The sequence below is a fragment of the Anthropogastromicrobium aceti genome (assembly GCF_020687335.1).
In the GTDB taxonomy this organism is placed as follows: Bacteria; Bacillota; Clostridia; order Lachnospirales; family Lachnospiraceae; genus Anthropogastromicrobium; species Anthropogastromicrobium aceti.
The window spans coordinates 1-16,424 of sequence record NZ_JAJEQN010000039.1 but is presented as its reverse complement, the minus strand read 5'-3'; the positions used below and the strand labels follow the sequence as shown (position 1 = coordinate 16,424).

15 protein-coding genes and 1 riboswitch are annotated in these 16,424 nt (G+C 40.7%); of the genes, 4 read left to right on the top strand and 11 right to left on the bottom strand.

Going from position 1 to position 16,424, the window contains the following annotated elements:
- Window positions 1-23: 23 nt before the first annotated feature.
- The 4 genes from LKD48_RS13010 to LKD48_RS12995 all read right to left on the bottom strand — a co-directional run bounded on the left by LKD48_RS13010 (window position 24) and on the right by LKD48_RS12995 (window position 3,473).
- Window positions 24-1,259, bottom strand: coding sequence for a sirohydrochlorin cobaltochelatase (locus LKD48_RS13010; protein WP_227102401.1), 1,236 nt, complete (start codon window positions 1,257-1,259; stop codon window positions 24-26).
- Window positions 1,260-1,523: 264 nt separating this feature from the next.
- A riboswitch (cobalamin riboswitch) is annotated at window positions 1,524-1,714 on the bottom strand.
- A 141-nt stretch (window positions 1,715-1,855) separates the two neighbouring features.
- The gene (locus tag LKD48_RS13005) at window positions 1,856-2,254 is read right to left on the bottom strand and encodes a MarR family transcriptional regulator (RefSeq protein ID WP_308732217.1); all 399 of its coding nucleotides are present in this window, start codon (window positions 2,252-2,254) and stop codon (window positions 1,856-1,858) included.
- A gap of 251 nt (window positions 2,255-2,505) precedes the next feature.
- The gene (locus LKD48_RS13000) at window positions 2,506-3,261 is read right to left on the bottom strand and encodes an EFR1 family ferrodoxin (RefSeq protein WP_262539040.1); all 756 of its coding nucleotides are present in this window, start codon (window positions 3,259-3,261) and stop codon (window positions 2,506-2,508) included.
- A gap of 50 nt (window positions 3,262-3,311) precedes the next feature.
- Window positions 3,312-3,473: a hypothetical protein gene (locus LKD48_RS12995; RefSeq protein WP_227102398.1), complete on the bottom strand. Its 162-nt coding sequence runs from the start codon at window positions 3,471-3,473 to the stop codon at window positions 3,312-3,314.
- A gap of 316 nt (window positions 3,474-3,789) precedes the next feature.
- Here LKD48_RS12995 and LKD48_RS12990 point away from each other — a divergent pair, with 316 nt between their 5' ends.
- Window positions 3,790-4,029 carry a DUF6061 family protein gene (locus LKD48_RS12990; protein WP_055219050.1) on the top strand — a complete coding sequence of 80 codons (240 nt, stop codon included), beginning with the start codon at window positions 3,790-3,792 and terminating at the stop codon, window positions 4,027-4,029.
- A 630-nt stretch (window positions 4,030-4,659) separates the two neighbouring features.
- Here LKD48_RS12990 and LKD48_RS12985 read toward each other — a convergent pair.
- From LKD48_RS12985 to LKD48_RS12975, 3 genes are read right to left on the bottom strand one after another with little or no spacing between them, the layout of a single operon-like run.
- On the bottom strand, window positions 4,660-5,238 hold the full coding sequence (locus tag LKD48_RS12985) for an MptD family putative ECF transporter S component (RefSeq protein WP_055219048.1): 579 nt from the start codon (window positions 5,236-5,238) through the stop codon (window positions 4,660-4,662).
- Window positions 5,239-5,271: 33 nt separating this feature from the next.
- Window positions 5,272-7,005 (bottom strand): ABC transporter ATP-binding protein, encoded by a 1,734-nt coding sequence (locus LKD48_RS12980; RefSeq protein ID WP_055219046.1) that lies wholly within the window; start codon window positions 7,003-7,005, stop codon window positions 5,272-5,274.
- A 7-nt stretch (window positions 7,006-7,012) separates the two neighbouring features.
- Window positions 7,013-8,758 (bottom strand): ABC transporter ATP-binding protein, encoded by a 1,746-nt coding sequence (locus LKD48_RS12975; protein WP_055219044.1) that lies wholly within the window; start codon window positions 8,756-8,758, stop codon window positions 7,013-7,015.
- Between the two features lie 303 nt (window positions 8,759-9,061).
- Here LKD48_RS12975 and LKD48_RS12970 point away from each other — a divergent pair, with 303 nt between their 5' ends.
- Window positions 9,062-10,036, top strand: coding sequence for a helix-turn-helix transcriptional regulator (locus tag LKD48_RS12970; protein ID WP_055219042.1), 975 nt, complete (start codon window positions 9,062-9,064; stop codon window positions 10,034-10,036).
- A gap of 511 nt (window positions 10,037-10,547) precedes the next feature.
- Here the strand turns inward: LKD48_RS12970 and LKD48_RS12965 are convergent.
- The 4 genes from LKD48_RS12965 to LKD48_RS12945 all read right to left on the bottom strand — a co-directional run bounded on the left by LKD48_RS12965 (window position 10,548) and on the right by LKD48_RS12945 (window position 13,844).
- Complete coding sequence (locus LKD48_RS12965) at window positions 10,548-11,252, bottom strand: DUF6040 family protein (protein WP_308732216.1); 705 nt, start codon at window positions 11,250-11,252, stop codon at window positions 10,548-10,550.
- Window positions 11,236-12,957, bottom strand: a complete 1,722-nt coding sequence (locus LKD48_RS12960) for a MobA/MobL family protein (RefSeq protein ID WP_055219038.1) — start codon at window positions 12,955-12,957, stop codon at window positions 11,236-11,238. The genes LKD48_RS12965 and LKD48_RS12960 overlap by 17 nt, the downstream gene beginning before the upstream one ends.
- Window positions 12,958-13,152: 195 nt before the next feature.
- Window positions 13,153-13,467: a hypothetical protein gene (locus LKD48_RS12950; protein ID WP_055219036.1), complete on the bottom strand. Its 315-nt coding sequence runs from the start codon at window positions 13,465-13,467 to the stop codon at window positions 13,153-13,155.
- Between the two features lie 146 nt (window positions 13,468-13,613).
- Window positions 13,614-13,844 (bottom strand): helix-turn-helix domain-containing protein, encoded by a 231-nt coding sequence (locus tag LKD48_RS12945; RefSeq protein WP_002578307.1) that lies wholly within the window; start codon window positions 13,842-13,844, stop codon window positions 13,614-13,616.
- A 175-nt stretch (window positions 13,845-14,019) separates the two neighbouring features.
- On the opposite strand from LKD48_RS12945, the gene LKD48_RS12940 reads away from it, so the two are divergent.
- On the top strand, window positions 14,020-14,649 hold the full coding sequence (locus LKD48_RS12940) for a helix-turn-helix domain-containing protein (protein ID WP_055219034.1): 630 nt from the start codon (window positions 14,020-14,022) through the stop codon (window positions 14,647-14,649).
- Window positions 14,650-14,809: 160 nt separating this feature from the next.
- Window positions 14,810-16,105, top strand: coding sequence for a tyrosine-type recombinase/integrase (locus LKD48_RS12935; RefSeq protein ID WP_308732215.1), 1,296 nt, complete (start codon window positions 14,810-14,812; stop codon window positions 16,103-16,105).
- Window positions 16,106-16,424 lie beyond the last annotated feature (319 nt).

The following is a 16,424-nucleotide window of genomic DNA, read 5'->3' as shown; positions in this document are numbered from 1 at the left end:
CCTTTGCTTTTATGTGTTTTTAATTACTGCTCGTTGATTACAGCTGCTGTATGATCAATGTAAAGCTTCTGGATACCCTCGATCTCACCAAGACCAAAGATCTGAGTATCTACGCTTTCAAACTTTTCAGATGCCTCAAACTGACTTAACCATGAATCTTCATCCTCACCTGCCATATCGTTGTTTGCGTGATCACCGGCAACAACCATCAATGGACGAAGGATAACCTTTGTGTAACCAGCCTCTGATACTGCATCAATAACATTCTCGCATGCAGTCTCCTCCGGCTCACCCTCTACAGTTCCAATAAATACATTTTCATATCCAAGGTCATTCATCTGAGTCTGCATCTGGCTGTAGGATACCTTTGCTGTATGAGAAGTTCCGTGACCCATAAATACAAATGCAACACCATCTTCCTTTGCTGCATCCAGACTATCATAGCCTGCCTTCTCAACTGCCTCAGCAGTTAGGATCTCTGCAACTGCTTTCTTGTCATCATTTACTACAGCAGCATCGTCGCCAACCTCACCTAAAAGCGGCTCAGCAACCTTTACAGACTCAAACTTGTCCTCATACTCCTCTACTGCATCCATAAGCTCATCATATTCTGCACCATGCATCAGATGGGTTGGCTGAATAACAAGATTCTTTACACCATTATCAACTGCACGGTCAAGTGCCTGTTCAACATTATCAATACACTCGCCATCACGAGCCTGTACGTGATTGATGATGATCTGTGCTGTAAATGCACGTCTTACAGACCAATCTGGATATGCTTCCTGCAATGCATCCTCAATTCCCTTGATATCAGCAGCACGGCTGTCATTAAAGGAAGTACCAAAGCTTACAACAAGAATCTCATTCTCACCGATCTCATCACCGTTTCTCGGATCATCCTTAGAAGCATCGCCTGTATCTCTTCCGAAGTAATCCGGATCAGCGTTCTCACCCTCAACAAGCTCCTTCTGTGCGTCAGTCAATGCGTCCCACGCTTCCTTTGCTTCCTTACACTGCTCATCGGTCTTATCGGTTCTCTCCTGAACATAAATTGCATCAATCAGATCTGCAACCTTGTCTGCTGCTTCCTGATCTGCTGATTTACTTTCTGCCTCAGTTGATCCTGCCTCAGTTGATCCTGCCTCAGTGCTTGCTGCCTCGGTTGTTGTCTCCTTCTCACTTGCTGCATAACCTGTCATGCTCATAGTGCCCATCAGTGACAGGGATACCAGTACTGCCAGATTTCTTCTTCTCATGTTTGCTTACCTAGCCTTTCTTTTTTTTTGCAGTTTTTCTGCTTTTTCAAATCAAATATAAAGCAGCCAAAAACGATTTGCTTCCAACCATGATTTTTCCAGCAGTCATCAAAAAAAATGATAAAATGCATACAAAAAGAAAGACTCCTTTCTGATCCATTGTCAGAGAAAGAGCCGTACACAAATAAATCTGCAAAATCAATGCCTCTATCAATTTTGCAAATCCAAACGTACAACCTTTTTACTCGTGGTCTGAAACTTTCGTTTCTGTACAGCGTTCAGGCAGGTCTCCCGGCTTAAGATCATCGCATCGGCCATCTTCCCAGTTTCCCAGTGATTTTGCGGCTCCTGCTCCCTATCACGGTGACGAGTTCGTACAGGATTTGCACCTGTTTCCCTTTTCACCGGAGCCAATCGCAGTTGATTGCTCCGACACCTGAACACTTCATATTTAATTTTATCTTACTATAGCATATTTTTACAGCAAGTTCAACCTATTTTATTGATGCCACTGCGCGGCGGGTTACGAAAGCCATTCACCTTCGGGCTTTGCTGTAGAACTCTAACGGGAATTAAATTTGCTGTTAACGTGGTTCTTATTTTATAATTTCCCAATGAGCTTTTCTCGATGTTCCACGTTGTACTAAGATACCCTTTTCTCGTAAAGAAACAAACATTCGAGAAATTGTTCTTTTTGACAAACCAAGCTGATCCGCATAATATGCTTGTGTTTCACATGGGTTCTCTTTAATAACATGCAAAAGTCTTTCTTCTTGCCGTAATTCTTTTTGCTTTTTGGCGTCGTTTAAGCCATTTTTGGCGTCGTTCTCTCCATTTTTGGCGTCGTTTTCTCCATTTTTGGCGTCGTTTTCCTCGTTTTTGGCGTCGTTTAAGCTGCTTTTGGCGTCATTCTCTCCATTTGGGGTGTCAACATAACTTCGATATATGTTAATACGCAAATCAACATCACCACCAATAAACTCCGGTTCTTGCAATCCAGCCGCCTTTACTTTATCAATAATTCTTGGAAATCTTTAACATACACCTGTAATTCTGGTTGATTTATAATCTCTTTTGGTAGTACAGGAGTCCCTTCTGGAATAAAAATTGCTTCATATAAAAGGTATTTAGACCTTAGACTCGTTTTGTCTTAATTCTCTTATTGAATAATCCATATAAACCTCCGATTTAATTTTTATAAATCAGTTGCTATTCCACACATCCAAACACCTCCACAAACAACGACTTATAGGTACAATTTGTTTTCCTTTCTACCGGAACAGACCTTCTTCATTTTTTGCCCGGCAATAAAGCTGACAAACTTGCTATAATCTCTTGCTTTTTTCGGACAGACTGCTACGCAATGCATACAGGAAATGCACTTGTTCTTATCGGTCAGCTTCGGATTGTTCAAGGGAATAGCACCCTCTGGGCATTCTTTTGCGCACAGACCGCAGGAGGTGCATTTTCCATTTGCAACAGGTTTGAGGGGAACTCCACCATATTCTCGATATGGTCTGTTTCCAGGGAATTTAGGTGTCCTTTGCGTTTCGTCGCTTTGCATGATCTTTGCGGCAAATTCCAGTAATTCCTTTTCGTCCTGCTGATCCGGGCGTCCGGTTCCAAATTGGTGCATCAGAGAATGTTCTGCAACAGCCTCCATGCCTGCGATACACACAAAGCCCGATGCTTCCAGAACATCCTGTAACTCCAATAAAGTATCGTCAATCGCACGGTTTCCAAACACCGCCACAAGAATTGCCTTCGTGCCGTCTGCCTTTACATTGCAGAACATATCCGTTACAGCCGAAGGAATACGCCCGCCGTAGGACGGAACAGCAACCAAACACAAGTCCTCTTTTTCAAAGTTCACCTTCATGAGTTTATCCGGTTCTTTGATCAGGTCGATTTCTTCAGCGTCCAGTTTCGTCCCTTTCGCAACAATATTTGCTACTTTCTTTGTGCCACCGGTTGGGCTAAAAAATATATTATAAAACTTCATAATCTTCTCCTACTGATTCCTATTTGTCCAATCAAACAAATGTGAACTTGTCATTCCTTCTTGTTCTTTTCAATAGCACTAATAGTGCAAGCAAAGCCTGTAATCATTGAAAGTAGTATTGCTCCACCCATTGCTTCGCTCATTCCAGCTCCAAAGAAAAAACCGACCAACGCTGCAATTACCATAAGAATGATTGAAATCATTACTCTCATTATAATATATACCTCCACAAATTTTGATTGAGATTTCACCTGTTTTAAGAGATTTAATAACTGTTATATTTTGTTATCAAATTCTCCGCAATCCCTTGAAAACACTGGATTTGTCGCAGGTGAGCTTTCCCTTATTGTTTCCCTTGTGTTATATCTTCCCATATAAGTTTACGAACTCTGATAAGGGAAAATACAAGGGCAAGAAAATCTGATAACATATTATAACACGAAATAAAAGTGACATGGTGAACTGATTGAAATGCTTCTTAATTTTTTACAACTAATGATTGATTGAATGATAAGGAGATGGGATACGATGAGAACAATATTTGCAGAATACAATCCACAGTGCAACAGTATTGATGTTTATACCAGTGCCGGCTATATGCTTCGCATTGACTGCTGGGAAGCTGAAAAAATTTTAAAGACTACACCTGGTTCAGACTGTGCATTGAACTCACTTGCTATTGATGAACCGCTTGAATATGCAAGGTTGTATCTTGATGGAAATTTACAGATGTGGATTGATGCAGAAGACTCATTAGAATTGTGGTAATAATTAAGCTGTCACTCTTGAAAAAGGTGACAGCTTAATATTTAGGTCTGTTCGAATACTTTTTCTATCAGGAGATTACGCAAACATAGTTAGAAAGTGGTTACGGATGAGAAGTACAACTGTCATCATGAAAAAAAGCTGTGGAACAACTGAATTGAGATAAAACATTTTTCCTTTTTCATCAAAAAAGGCCTCGCTTCATTTCGATACACCTTGATAAGTAAAATATGCACTGATTATTTCAAAATTTATAATGCATTTTTTCCAGACAGTCTGTATACCCATATTGTTCACTTCCATGGCTATTGTTAAACAACGCATTAATAAAAATGTAAATCTTCAAGCAATTCTTACTGCAATATAGCTTGATTTCAAACTATATTGCAAACTACAACTATGTTATATCACAACAAACAATATCAGCTACTATTCCATAAATGGACATTTTATGGATTTTGTACAAATTCCATTCTCGATATAAATTAAATTTACCTTTCAAAGCCGGAATACATTATAATTTCCTATATCAAAAAGGTGTATCGCATTAAAGTTTTTTACTTCTTTGCGATACACCTTGTGCTATGCTCTGCGTCTTATCCATTTCACTCTAAAATCACTATTACTGATATATTACGCTTCCATTAAACAAGCAGATTTCTTCATGCATTTTTCTACCATCCGTTCTGCAAGAAATGCTACTATTACCGTAATAATAATCATAACTACTAGCATCCATATTGGTGTGATTGCCTCCATGGTATCACCATATGCCTTTCCCATCTCTGCTGCCTGATCTGCGATTTCTTCTGCACGATTTGTCCATATTACAATTGTACGACCAAATGGAATCAAAGCTAAAGGAAGATATGAGATACGCACTCCGGCTATTCTTTTATTACCGATTGCACAGCGAATAATGTCCGTCAATATTCCGATCAACAAAATCAATCCCCAGTTTAGAATCGTCCCTTCTCCCATGAGCGCACAAGCACCTGCCACAAGAAATGCAAAAAGTGTTCCAACACCGAACTTCTGCCATCTTGTCGTCAAATACAGATACGGAATCCCTGCAAACACAGAAGAAACCAACGAAGCATATACCCAGAAAAATGGGTGAATATATCCCAGACAAAGGGAAGCATATATGATTCCAATATATAACAGCGTATACAAAACAGCACCGACAATCATTTTTTTTGAATCTTTCATATAATTTCTCTCCTGTTCATAATTTTTTTAAACTCATGCACCTTTCACAATCCATTCCTTTGCTTTTTGCTGCTCCTGCACCATTGCATAATAATGTCCCTGTTTTTTAAGCAACATATCATGTGTTCCCATTTCTTCAATTTTTCCATCATTTAGAACAATGATCTGGTCGGCATTCTGTATGGTATTCAGCCTGTGCGCAATTACAAATACTGTCTTTCCCTTCATCAGATGGTCAAGTGCCTGATTGATTTTTGCCTCATTATCTGCATCCAAAGAGGCGGTGGATTCATCTAAAAGCAGGATAGGCGCATCCTTCAGAATTGCTCTTGCAATCGCAATCCGCTGTTTTTCTCCTCCGGATAATGTATTGCCACCCTCAGACAGCTTTGTCTGGTATCCTTTTGGTAGCTTTACAATAAACTCATGGCAATGAGCCGCCTTTGCAGCCGAAATGATTTCCTCTTCTGTCGCATTCTCACGTCCGGCTTTGATATTATTGTAGATGGTATCAGATAACAATGTATTCTCCTGAAATACTTCACTGATATATTGCAGAAGTCCATCCGGATTTAACTGTCGTATATCTTTTCCTCCGATACGGATACTTCCTTTTGTAACATCAAAGAAACGTGCGATAAGATTTGCTACCGTGGATTTACCGGAGCCGGATGGTCCGATCAGAGCCGTAGTACTTCCTTCTTTTGCATGAAAACCGATATCGTGTAATACTTCTGTCTGTAAATTATAAGAAAAGCTTACATGATCAAATGCAACATCAAAGTGCTTTAATGTCACCTGTTCTTCCCTGTAAGGAAGCGGCTTGGTGTCAAATGCCTGTTCCAAATTGAATGCTGCAAGTCTGAGTTCCTTCAACAGGCCATAAGAATGTTCAAACGCAATCAGAAGTGCTGACAAAGCAAGACTCATGAGCATAAATGCCACAAGCTGTTGGGAAGCGATTGATCCGCCTAAAAACAGGTAACTTCCAATCAGCAGTACGAAGGGCAGGAGAAAGTTTGCAACGATGGAATACATACTGGTCGGGACAGCAGTTTTTACTTCTGCCTGTACATTTGTTTTTCTGATATCCTCTAATGTATCCGACATTCTTGCGAAATGTGTACTTGTCATATTGGCAGACTTAAACACTTTCATGCCTTTGATATATTCGAGTACGATAGATACCATTTTAGAGGTCAGATCACGTTTCATTTTTCCATATTTTTCAACCAGAACGTTACCCTGGTGTAATATTGGCAATGCGATCAGAATCACTACACATTCCGCAAGTGCCAGCTTCCAGTTGATAAAAAATGTACCAGTCAAAATCAAAACTCCCATTACCAGAGTCTTAATAATCGATGGTAAGGTATGTGTCAGTACCAGTTCAAAATTGCTCAAATCCTTTGTCAGCGTCGTAAGCAAATATCCACTGCTGTTCTGATTAAAATAGCCAAGACTTAACGAGCGGTAATGATTTGCCAGCTGCAGCCTCAGATTACTACACATCTTAGCACCTCTCGAAAAGCACAGAAAGTATCCACTTCTATATATGATCAGCCGAAGTATTACGCTTATCAAGCATACAATGGTATAATTCCGTACAAGTGTACCTGAAAGCGTTCCGCTTAAAAGATGAACCACAGTAAAGTACAGCATCAGATACATCACAAGACTTCCGATCGCATCCAGTGACATCAAAACAATCGGTACGATTAACTGTCTGCCTTTATCACCAATTAACTTCTTAATACTATGCAGCATCCTGTATTCACTCCTTTCCCACCATTTCTCTGATGTAAGTATCCCACATATGGCTGTATCGTCCTTCTCTTGCAACCAGCTCATCATGTGTTCCCTGTTCCACTGCTTTTCCATCTTCAAAGACAACAATATGATCCGCATTGCGGATGGTATGCAGTCTGTGTGCAATCATGATCGTAGTTTTTCCCTGCAACAGATTTTGAAGTGCAAGCTGTATCTTATGCTCATTCTCAATATCCGAATAGGAAGTTGCCTCATCGAATACAATAATAGGCGCATCTTTTAAAATTGCTCTTGCAATGGAAACTCTCTGCTTTTGTCCTCCGGACAGTTTCACACCCGCATCACCGATTTTGGTCATGTATCCATTTGGCAGACTCATAATAAAATCATCAATCTGTGCCGCCTTAGCCGCCTGTCTTACCTGTTCTTCCGTAGCTTTTGTTCCCATCCGGATATTTTCCAGAAGGGTGTCCTCCATGAGAAATACATCCTGGAACACAAAAGCTGTCAGATCAGAAAGATTTTCTGCTTTTAACTCATTTACCGGAACTCCTCCGATTTTGACCGTTCCGCTGTCTGCATCCCAGTATCTGCCGATCAGTTGTGCCGCTGTTGTCTTTCCGGCTCCGGATGGACCAACAAATGCATTTATGCTTCCAGCCTTCAGATGCAGGTCAATATCCGATAATACTTCCTCACCTTCCTTTGTATAACGGAATGTCACATGGGCAAAATCAATTCCATAAGAACCCGTTTTCGGCAGCTCTTTATTTCCGCTTTGCATTACTTCCATGTCCATAATCTGCTTCACATGGTCAAGACCACTGCCCAGTTCCATCGACTGCATGGCAATCGTTACCAGATTTAGAAAGGAAGTAAAAAAACACATGGTAAGCAGGATAAATAAAAGGAATGATGCCACTGATAAAGAGCCCTGAAGATAAAGCCAGCCACCCACAGGCAGGGTAAACAGAATTGCGGAATCCAGTACAACAAGTGCGATTGACAATGGATTGCAGGAGGACTCACACATCTTTATCCAGCAGTCTGTGTATACTTTGAGAGCAGTCCGGTACTGTTCAAATTTCTCAGCAGTCAGGTGATACATTTTGATAACCGGCATTGCCGTAATAAATTCATTTGCGGAAGCATTCAGTTTTTCCGTATCACCTGCAAATTCGTCCGTCAGATCCGGATATCTGCCCATGAGTGCCATCGGGATTGCAATTCCCAGGATCATGGGTATCAGCATAATGAGTGCCATCTTCCAATTCAGCCGCAACATGAAAAGAAACATCATAAGCGGTACAACAATAGCCTGTGCCAGCTCCAACGTACTATGTGCCAGAAAGTTCTCAATTCTGTCCACATCATCAAATAATGTGGTCTTGATCTGTCCTGGTGCATGTTCTTGAAAATATCCGAGGTTAAACTTTGACATATGCTCCAGCACCCGAACCTTGATCCTATGCATGGTATTAAAGGCTGCAGTGTGGGAACAGATTCCGGCTAATGCTGTAAAAATCGCCTGCAGCACTGCTGCACCAATACCGATTCCAGCCCACTTTAAAATCGTATGAAGTGTTACCTCATTTTTAATAATCAGAAGCAAGATCTGATAGACTACCATATACGGAACCAGGGATAATGCCGAAGAGAAAACCGCCAAGAGCATTCCCAGTCCCAGTTTTCCACGTTCTTCTTTTGCAAGTGTAAAAACGTATGGTAATCCGGTTCGTTTTTGTTCCATGAAACGATACCCCTTTCTTTAATAGTGTAATTTAGGTGAGTTACATCTTTCTAACTACACCTACTTTACTCATAAGAAAGCCAAAAATCAATATCAATCCTGTATTGCTCTGTGCATTTTGTTTCATCTTGAAAATCCTTGTATTTTCAGCATATTCTGTTGTTTTTCTGCTTCCTTTTTTATAAAATCGTGACTAATAAATATTGGATTGTCACCTTTTTTTAAAGGGGAGTATATGCTAGAATACAAGTGTTCAGAGCCAATGAAATACAGCAGATTAACCCAGAAAGGATGAGTACAGAAATGATTCCATCAGTAATTGACTATTTATTACAGCTTCCGGAAGCTATGCACTTTGCAAAGGTTCATGAACTTTGCAGTGATGGCATTTCCTCCTACCGTATGCTTTCCGACTATGGTAGTGGCACTTTCCAACTGATAGAATTTGAAAATAATCTTCTTTTAATTCTGATTGGTGATTATAAACCAAAAGATACATTTGAAAAAATCACGGAAATTTCAGAGGACTATATGGAAATCAGCCAGTTTGAAACCGACAGCAGTTCTTTCAAAATTGGTGGAAGAAAAAGGAATCAGGTTGACAAAGGAATTTATTGCTATCTTAATACCCAAAAGAAAACCTATACCTATTGTGAAGGTGGCAAGGCCGTCCGATTTACTAAGGTGATTCTTTCCCCTCAATACTTCCAGACTTATTTCAAGCTGCACGATGAAAATAATGCCAGACTTCTCAGTTCTGCAAGGGATTATCTTCTCAAAAATCCTAACCTCCCGGAACTCAATTTCGTATTTCAGCAGATACGGGACTGCCAGGCAGAGGGAACTACTCTAAAACTCTATCTGGAGAGTAAAGTAATGGAACTTCTTTCTCTGGTTGTAAAAGGAATAGAACAGGAGCAAAAACATATTTCTGTAAAACTGGATTATAAGGATATCCGGAACCTGAAAAAGACCATAACCGTAATGAAAAGCGATTTATCTGCCTATCCATCCGGTGATGAACTGGCCCGGATTGCCGGTATGAGTCCCGCACGTTATCAATTGGCATTCAGGAAACATTTCGGAACAACTCCATATGAATATCTCAAAGAAATGAGGCTGAATCAGGCACTGCTTTTATTAAAAAACTCCGATTATGGAATTGCCACGATTGCGGCTAAAGTTGGCTATCACAATTCCGGACATTTTGCAAAACTATTTAAAAAGGCATATGGACTTGGGCCAAGAGAATATCGAAATATTCATGGAATCAAATAAGGATGCCTTCATAACCTTTGTACATAAATCAAAAGCTGCTCCTGGAACGGGTACTTATACAATTTAACATAGCTTTTTGTGTTCTGCATTGTTAATTCTGTAAGAGTCACTACACTAATTTAATTGGTAAAATCCCAGTCTTAAGTCGTCTGCTATTCACAGGGAAGTTTTCCATCGCTGTTGTTTTCCAGATGGATCTTTTCTGTTCCAGCTTTGACTGCTGTTTCATACTAGCATTTTGTATTATGAAATAATGCCAATTTTATCTGTTCTTTCCTACATCTCTATTAGTTTCTTTATAATTTCCCGTCCTTGCTTTTGTCTATATTCTATACCCTTTTCTGAATGATTTGAAAACTCTACAACAATAATTTATGTCCCTTTTCACAGAGTTCATAAATTTCTTCTTTCTTCATCTCTATCATAGGATTTACTTTCTGCGTCTGTTTTCTTTTCACATTACGGTAGATAAATAAAATATAAGCAGGAGCACTCCTGCTTATATTCCAATTTAATAATATCCCCGTTCTTCCATCCAATCTTTCACATAGCATCGGATTCCAATATAAACCACATGCACCAATAGTAATAGTGTAATGAGATTTATAGAAATAATAGATTTTATCCAATCTCCAAAGTAAATTGCAATAGCTGTACTCATTATTGCTACCATGATACTGATGATATCCCAGCAATATTTTCGATAAATTTTTCCTATCTGGTAACCAATCCCGATTATCAGCAATCCTGTTATTACGAATAAAATTCCCATAACAACACTGGCAATCAGCCAGTACATAATCCCAGAAAGGATACTGTTTGGGATTCCACTGCTTAACTGCCCAAAAGAATCTGCACCTGTCACAAACTCTCGAAACAAGCTTCTCGTTCCTTTTCCAATCGCACCGAAAAAGGTGATAAAATCGTTAAGGAAAACTGGCGAAAGAATAGCAGCAAACAGTGTTGTTGTTATGCTGTACCATGCCAGCAGGAACAGGGTACTTTCATAAGCAACCGTCATATTTTTATATTTCTTTTCCAACTGACTTTTTCGATTATCGCATTTTTCTTTTGCTTTCTGGTAAGCAGTCCGGTCACATTTTTCACATTTCTCATAAGGCACTTTTTTCTCAACAGCTACATCTACCGTCTTTTGATGTGTCTGTGCATAAAGTTTTTCCTGTTCTGCTTTTTCATACTTAAATTTCCATGCCACGACTTCGGCGTCGGCTCTTTTCCTGCTGTCTGCCTCGCTGGTCAATCGTTCCTCTGTTTTCCTTAATCTTGTCCGCAATGCTTCGATATTCTCGGCTCTGTTTTCGCTGTTCAATTTCTCGTTCAAGGTCAGCGATTCGTTTAGTTGCCTGTTCAGTTCCATAATTCTCTGGTCTTTCTGATCCAGTTCGTCCTGCATCTGTTCCGTCATCAGCAGAAGTTCTTCCACCTGCCCGACGTTCTCTGAGTTTCTGCATCCGTTCATCAATCTCCCTCGCTTTCTCTATCTGCTGTTTAAGGTCAGCAATTCGCTGTTCTGTTTCTGCAATAAGCTGTTCTCGCTGTTCAGCTTCTGCGTTAATTCCTGCCATTGCTGATTCTCGGTTTCCAACTGTACGATTCTGGTTTTCTGTTGCTCGATCTGTGAGAGCAGTTCTTCTGTATCTGGCAAAAGATTCAGCAGCCCGGATAATTCGCTGTTTAAGCTTTTTAAACTCTTGTTCTGCTCCTGAAAAGACAGGAGCTGTCGATCCCGTTCCTGCAATTCCTGTACCATCTCTGCAATAAGATTCTGCTGTTCCTCGATCTGATTTATCATTGTCTCCATCATGGGAATGACTTCCCGGCTTTCTTCTAATATCATCCAATCGCTCCTTCCATTGTGTCAATGCACCGGATACTTTTCCAAAAGAAATCTGTATTTTATTCAGCAGTGCATTTTGTCTTTTTATGATCTGGTTTTCCTCCACTTTCCATGAAGCGGATGATGTCTGTCCGTTCTGAAATTTCTCATCAATTTTTCTGGCATCCGCACCCTCATGGATCGTCGGTATCTCTAATTTTCCCTGCCTTGCATAAGAACGGTGGTCAATATGATTTTCTACTTTCAAATGTGCATTACATACATTCGCCCATTCGCTCCGCCACAGTTCACAATTTTTTGGATTGTTCCACCCGGTAGCATCGGTCAATACACGTTTCCATTGTTTCCTGTTCCTTGCCCCGACTTTCTGGACTCCATTTTCATCAAGTACAGGGATTCGGATTCCATGACGGTCAGGGTTCTTTTTATCCTGCCACCAGTCCGGATGGGATTCATCCACCACGGTATTTCCATTTTCATCTCTGACAAAATCCCAATCCTTGATTTCTTTGTTCCCCCATGAGTGATCTGGATTGAATGGTCGCATCGTCACAAGTAAATGCACATGGGGATTTCCATCTCCTTTATCGTGGATACTCCAATCCGCACACATTCCCTTATCTACAAAGGTCTTTTGGATATATTCCGTTGTATAATCTATCTGTTCCTGTCGGCTCCATTCTTTCGGAAGTGAGAACTCAAATGACCTGCCGAGTTGTGCATCTGCACTTTTTTCTGTCTTCAAAACTTCATTCCATAAACGCTGCTTCTGAAAGGTAAGTTTAAATTTTTCCAGTGCAGCTTCTTTGTTATCTGCCCTTTTATATCGGACAGATTTCTGGAACCGTCTGATATTTTCAGCAGGTACATTCTGCCATTCCTGTGGTGCATTTTCACACATCATCAGGCTGGTATAAACGACTTCTCTTTTGGAAGTGTAGTAACTGATTCTGCCTGTTTCTTCATTTTTCATCACATCGCCATTGAGATAGGCAGATGCTGATATGATGGATTTTCCTTTGCTGCGCCCAACAATCTTTACTGTATAATGAAAAATCGCCATGATCCGTTACCCCCTTTCTGCCGTATCCGGCTTTGATTTCCGGCTGAAAGCCCCGCCGACGGAACGAGCCCGGCAAGCATAAGCGCAGACCGGTTGCCACCTGTGGCAAACTTATACGGACGACCTCTGGTTGTCCATAAGTGCGCCCTTCATAAAAAAGCAATGAAGGGAATGGAAAATCCACTCCCTCCGGCATTACACTTCCTCCGTATTTGCAACTGGCTCTTTCTGCATTGCCTTTGAGAAGAATTTCCCATTTGCTTCCTGCCTTTTTAAGAAGCCGATCAGCTTCGGGATATCTTCTTCCTCAATCGCAGAACCCAGCACCGATTCCACTGCACCGCCAATCTGACAGAGCCTGTGTGTCCGCTTTTTGGTTTCCACATCTTTCTGACGTTTCTTCAGTTCCCGTTTCTGTGCTGCATACTGTTTTGCTTTCTCAAGGCTTTCCTGTTCTTTCTTTTCCAACTGGAGCATACGCTCCTCATAACTTTTTGTTGATCTTGCCATAAATATCATCGTCCTTTCTTTTTTCTTCCAAACATAAGTTTCCTGTTGTCTATCAGACGAAGTACATGGTATAATCTGTTTGCGTGTAGGTATATCATGACTCCAGTCTGATAGAACCTTTGGCGGTTTCTTCGGGAACCGCTTTTTTAAGTTGAACCGTTTCTTGTGACTGCTTTCACATTTCCCTTATCCCTCAAGTCCCTGCCCTCGTTGGCTTCCATAAAAAGTTCCAGCATATCCGTTTTGATCAGGACTTTCCTACCGACCTTTAATACCGGAAGCTTCTTCCACTCCACCAGCTTTCTCAGGGTGTTCCTGCCGATTCCCGTATAATCAGCAGCTTCTTCAATAGATAGGGCAATCTTTCTTTGTGTCATATAACCACCTCCTTTTAAATTGCATTATGCAATTTCGTTTGTGCTGTCAGTATAGCGTGTTTATATTGCTTTGTCAAGCATTATGAAATTTTACTATTTTTCTTGAAATTGCATATTGCAATATATTTTGCTGCGTGGTATAGTAATGACATACCGAAAAAGGAGGCACATCAGCATGAAAGATAAAGAACTACGCAAGCTGATCGGCAGCAGGGCAAAACAGCGCCGTCTCGAATTAAATCTGACACAGCCTTATGTCGCAGAGAAGATGGGAGTTACCGCTTCCACAATCCTGCGTTATGAGAATGGTTCGATTGACAATACCAAAAAAATGGTACTGGAAGGTCTTTCGGAAGCACTTCATGTATCGATTGAATGGCTCAAAGGGGAAACGGACGAATATGAAACTGATATTACGGATAAGAAAGAATTATTGATTCGTGATGCGATGGGCGATATTCTCAAGCAGTTACCTCTTGACCTTAATAAAACAGAAGACGCTTTTTCTAAAGACTTACTGCTGTTAATGTTAAAGCAATATGAACTGTTTCTGGATTCATTTCAGTTCGCCTGTAAAAATTACAAAGGCAGTACCAAAGATGCGGATATTGCTAAAGTAATGGGATTTGAATCGAAAGATGAATATAATGAGATTATGTTTCTCAGGGAGATCACGCATACTGTCAACGCATTTAACGATATGGCAGATGTGATAAGACTCTATTCCAAAAAGCCAGAAACAGCAGAACAAAGGCTTGCAAATCTTTTATCCGAAGTTATGTATGACGATTCTGAATCGGTATAGCAAGGCAACCGGAGTTGTGATACAATGAGCACAAGCGAGTCAGGCTGTTTACAGATTTGACGAGCGGCGAATTGGCTTATGGACTTGTCCATAAGATGCCTACACGCAAGAAGCATTTCAACAGTTCCGATTGTCTGATATCGAAAGGAGATATACGATTATGGCAAAAGGATCTGTTAGAAAAAAAGGAAAGAAATGGTACTATCGCTTCTATGTAGAGGACGCAAGCGGTAAAATGGTTCAGAAAGAATATGCTGGAACCGAAAGCAAAAGCGAGACGGAAAAGCTTCTCCGTAAAGCACTGGAAGATTATGAAAATAAGAAGTTTGTCGCAAAAGCAGACAGCCTTACGGTAGGAGAACTTCTGGATATGTGGGCGGAAGAAGAACTGAAAACCGGAACACTCAGCAATGGCACAGTGGAAAATTATCTTGGTGCAATCCGATGTATCAAAAAACACCCGATTGCAGGCCGAAAGTTAAAAACAGTTACCGCTGAACATTTACAGAGTTTTCTCGACCTGCTTACATTCGGTGGCGAGTTTCCAGATGGAAAAGTGCGAAAAGGATACAGCAAAGATTATATCCATTCTTTTTCCGCAGTGTTACAGCAGTCTTTCCGTTTTGCAGTATTTCCAAAACAACTAATCAGTTTCAATCCGATGCAATATATCAAGCTGAAACGACAGGCAGAGGAAGTTGACCTCTTTTCCGATGATGAAGTGGAAGAAGGCACACAGCCGATTTCACACGAGGATTACGAGCGACTTATCAAGTATCTGGAAAAGAAAAACCCACCTGCCATTCTGCCGATTCAGATTGCGTATTATGCCGGACTCCGTATCGGAGAAACCTGTGGTCTTACCTGGCAGGACATTAACCTTGAGGAACAATGTCTCACTATAAAACGCAGTATCCGCTACGACGGCATAAAACACAAAAATATTATCGGACCAACGAAGCGGAAAAAAGTAAGGATTGTTGATTTTGGCGATACTCTGACTGAAATACTGAAAGCTGCCAGAAAGGAACAGCTCAAAAACCGGATGCAGTATGGCGAATTATATCACCGCAATTACTACAAAGAAGTGCATGTGAAAAACAGGGTATATTATGAATACTATCATCTTGACGGAACACAGGAAGTCCCAGCCGACTACAAAGAAATTTCTTTTGTCTGCCTGCGACCGGATGGTTCTTTGGAACTGCCGAGTACACTCGGCATTGTGTGCAGATCAGTGGCAAAGAAGCTGGAAGGATTTGAGGAGTTTCATTTTCACCAGTTACGTCACACTTACACCAGCAACCTGCTTTCCAATGGGGCTGCCCCGAAAGATGTACAGGAGTTGTTAGGACACTCTGATGTCAGTACCACAATGAATATTTACGCTCACTCAACAAGAAAAGCAAAGCGGGATTCCGCAAGACTTCTTGATAAAGTAGCGAGCAATGCTTAAACAAAAATTTCCCTTATTTCCCTTGCAGATTCCGCATAAGGGCAAAAATAAGGGAAAATACATATCATTTCACTGTCTAATGGGCTGAAAAGCCTGTAAAATAAGGAAAGTTCAAGAAATCTCTCCACAAATTTCGATTTATCACTTGCTATATCTATTCTCTCATTTTGATAGTTCCTTTTGACATACTCCCACGGTTAAAACCGTGGGATTCCTTAGATTCTGGCAGCATCATCCAGCCGTATAGACTGAAATATAGCCACTGTGTTCAGGATTTATGCTGATGGGATTTCATACGTCGTGTACTACTTTCTCAGCA

Excerpts from the sequence above, each read along its gene's own strand:
- LKD48_RS12945 (WP_002578307.1), bottom strand. The coding sequence starts at position 13,844 with ATGACACAAAGAAAGATTGCCCTATCTATTGAAGAAGCTGCTGATTAT.
- LKD48_RS12975 (WP_055219044.1), bottom strand. The coding sequence starts at position 8,758 with ATGGAACAAAAACGAACCGGATTACCATACGTTTTTACACTTGCAAAA.
- LKD48_RS12990 (WP_055219050.1), top strand. The coding sequence starts at position 3,790 with ATGAGAACAATATTTGCAGAATACAATCCACAGTGCAACAGTATTGAT.
- LKD48_RS12970 (WP_055219042.1), top strand. The coding sequence starts at position 9,062 with ATGATTCCATCAGTAATTGACTATTTATTACAGCTTCCGGAAGCTATG.
- LKD48_RS12960 (WP_055219038.1), bottom strand. The coding sequence starts at position 12,957 with ATGGCGATTTTTCATTATACAGTAAAGATTGTTGGGCGCAGCAAAGGA.
- LKD48_RS13010 (WP_227102401.1), bottom strand. The coding sequence starts at position 1,259 with ATGAGAAGAAGAAATCTGGCAGTACTGGTATCCCTGTCACTGATGGGC.
- LKD48_RS12985 (WP_055219048.1), bottom strand. The coding sequence starts at position 5,238 with ATGAAAGATTCAAAAAAAATGATTGTCGGTGCTGTTTTGTATACGCTG.
- LKD48_RS12995 (WP_227102398.1), bottom strand. The coding sequence starts at position 3,473 with ATGAGAGTAATGATTTCAATCATTCTTATGGTAATTGCAGCGTTGGTC.
- LKD48_RS12980 (WP_055219046.1), bottom strand. The coding sequence starts at position 7,005 with ATGCTGCATAGTATTAAGAAGTTAATTGGTGATAAAGGCAGACAGTTA.
- LKD48_RS13000 (WP_262539040.1), bottom strand. The coding sequence starts at position 3,261 with ATGAAGTTTTATAATATATTTTTTAGCCCAACCGGTGGCACAAAGAAA.
- LKD48_RS12935 (WP_308732215.1), top strand. The coding sequence starts at position 14,810 with ATGGCAAAAGGATCTGTTAGAAAAAAAGGAAAGAAATGGTACTATCGC.
- LKD48_RS12950 (WP_055219036.1), bottom strand. The coding sequence starts at position 13,467 with ATGGCAAGATCAACAAAAAGTTATGAGGAGCGTATGCTCCAGTTGGAA.
- LKD48_RS12940 (WP_055219034.1), top strand. The coding sequence starts at position 14,020 with ATGAAAGATAAAGAACTACGCAAGCTGATCGGCAGCAGGGCAAAACAG.